The sequence below is a fragment of the Pseudomonas entomophila genome (genome assembly GCF_029478665.1).
Taxonomy (GTDB): Bacteria; Pseudomonadota; Gammaproteobacteria; order Pseudomonadales; family Pseudomonadaceae; genus Aquipseudomonas; species Aquipseudomonas entomophila_F.
Genome location: NZ_JARPQB010000107.1, coordinates 1 through 2,560, shown reverse-complemented (window position 1 = coordinate 2,560; position 2,560 = coordinate 1). Strand labels below are relative to the sequence as shown.

Annotated in this window: 1 protein-coding gene; it reads left to right on the top strand. The window is 63.0% G+C overall.

The window, feature by feature from the left end; genetic code table 11:
- On the top strand, positions 1 to 2,560 hold a 2,560-nt coding region (locus P5705_RS26050), incomplete at both ends, for a DUF6531 domain-containing protein (protein WP_277463730.1).

Below are 2,560 nucleotides of genomic sequence, written 5' to 3'. Positions count from 1 at the left end.
GCGAAACCTGGAAGTCCGACCCGTCGGTGGCCTTCGAGAACGCTTTCGGCGCGCTGAGCAACGCCTACTCGGCAATGGGCAAGGGCGCGGCCAACACGCTCATGAGCAACGCCGTGCCTACCCGGGTGCAGGAAGAAGTGCTGGGTTACACCAAAAAGTTCCGCACCCTCGGGCCGCAAATGAGCGGCAAGCTGTTGAGCCTGTCCAGCGCTGCCAATCCGCATTCGATCGAGAATATGCGGCGGATCCTGCACAACAGCAGCGTGATCTGGCATGCCCGCAATCCCAAAGGCAAGGACACGGTGGTCAAGCAGAACACCGTCACCGAAGCGAAGGTGCAGGGGGCTGAAGGACGTACTGAGTCGATTACCCATCAGGCGCCGGCGACCGGTGCCGCTGGGCGATGCAAGAACAAAGTGCCAACCAGTACGACTCACCAGATCAACTTCGCCCTCGGCAGTGAAACGCTGTCGCACACCGATTTCAGCCTGCCCGGCCCGTTCCCGGTCGAGTGGACGCGGACCTACAACTCGCGCCTGGACAAGCTGGATGACGGCAGCCTCGGCGCCCGCTGGCTCACCGAGTTCACCACCTGCATCGATGTGCTCGACCAAGGCGTGGTGTTCCACGACTACGACGGTCGCAGCCACGACTACCCATTGCCCAAGCAGGGCAAGCCGCACCACGATGCGGTGGAGTATTTGACCCTGGTGCGCACCGCCGAGCAGCAACTGGTGCTGCTGCGTGGTTTGGATCGTCGCGAGACCTACGCCCGTCATGGCGACCGCTTCTACCTGACCCATATCCAGCTGCGCAGTGGCGCCGGCGCGATGCTGCACTACGAGCATCGTCATCAGGACCGACCGGTGCTGTCGGACATCAACACCTACCAGGACGACGACCCCACAAAGGTGCACCTGCAACTGGGTACGTTGCTTGATGACCATGGGCATATCCAGGGCCTGTGGCAGGTGGTCGATGGCAAGCCGCTGCGTCAACTGTGCGCCTACCACTACGATGCCCAAGGCGACCTGATCGCCGCTCAGGACGAACACGGTGCGGCCTGGCGCTACGCCTACCAGCATCACCTGATCACCCGCTACACCGACCGCACCGACCGTGGCTTCAACCTCGAGTGGGACGGCAGCGGTCCACACGCCAAGGCCATCCGCGAATGGGCCGACGATGGCAGCTACGAGACCCGTCTGGAATGGGACGAGCGCATCCGCCTGACCTACGTTACCGACGCCCATGGCCAGGAAACCTGGCACTACTACGACCAGCAGGGCTACACCTACCGCATCAAGTACCCGGACGGTCAGGATGAATGGCTGTTCCGTGACGTGCGCAAGAACGTCATCCGCCACGTCCACCCCGACGGCAGCCAGGACCGCTACGTCTACGATGAACGCAGCAACCTGCTCAAGCACATCCGCGCGGATCACAGCGTGGAGCACTACGCCTACGACGATCAGGACCAGCTGACCAAGATCAGCGACGCCGAAGGGGGGCTGTGGCTGCGTGACTATGACGAGCGCGGCAACCTGGTCGAGAGCGTCGACCCGCTGGGCCACAAGACCGAGTTCGCCTACACCCCGGCCGGGCTGGTCAAGGCGATCAAGGACGCGCTCGGTAACGAGAAGAAGGTTGCCTACAACGATGCCGGGCAACTGCTCGAATACACCGACTGTTCCGGCAAGACCAGCAGCTGGGTGTACAACGCCTTTGGCCAGTTGACCGAGTTCGCCGATGCAGCCGGCAACAAGACCGCCTACGAGTACAAGGCCGGGCAACTGGCCAAGGTCACTCACCCGGACAAGACCGAGGAGCGTTTCAACTACGACGCTGAAGGTCGCCTGCTGGCCCACGTCGATGCGCTCGACCGCTGCACCACCTGGGCGTACAGCGCCGCAGGCTTGCTCGCTGAACGGGTCGATGCCAACGAACACACCTTGCGTTATCGCTGGGACAAGCTCGGCCGCTTGATCGGGCTGGAAAACGAGAACGAGAGCAAGGCCAACTTCCTCTATGACCCGGTGGGGCGGCTGCTGCAGGAGACCGGTTTCGATGGGCTGGTGACCCGCTATCAATACGACCCGTACAGCGGTCGGTTGGCGAGCACCCAGGTCGGGCAACGTCGTATCGACCTGACCTTCGACCGCATGGGCCGATTGCGCGAGCGTACGGCGCGCCTGGGTGATCAGAGCCAGAGCGAAACCTTCGCCTACGACGGCAACGGCCAGCTGGTTCAGGCGGTCAACGCGGCCAGCAAGCTGCAATGGTTCTTCGATGAGGCCGGTAACCTGACTCGCGAGCACCAGCATTACCTGGCCACGGGTACGCCGATGGTTGCGGTGTGGCAGCACGAATACGATGCGCTCAACCAGCGGGTCAGCACGATTCGCCCGGATGGCCACAAGGTCAGCTGGCTGACCTACGGCAGCGGCCACCTGCTCGGCATGACCGTCGACCAGCACGAAATGCTGGCCTACGAGCGCGACGACCTGCACCGTGAAGTCGTGCGCCATCAGGGCAATAAGCTGATGCAGACCCAGGCCTG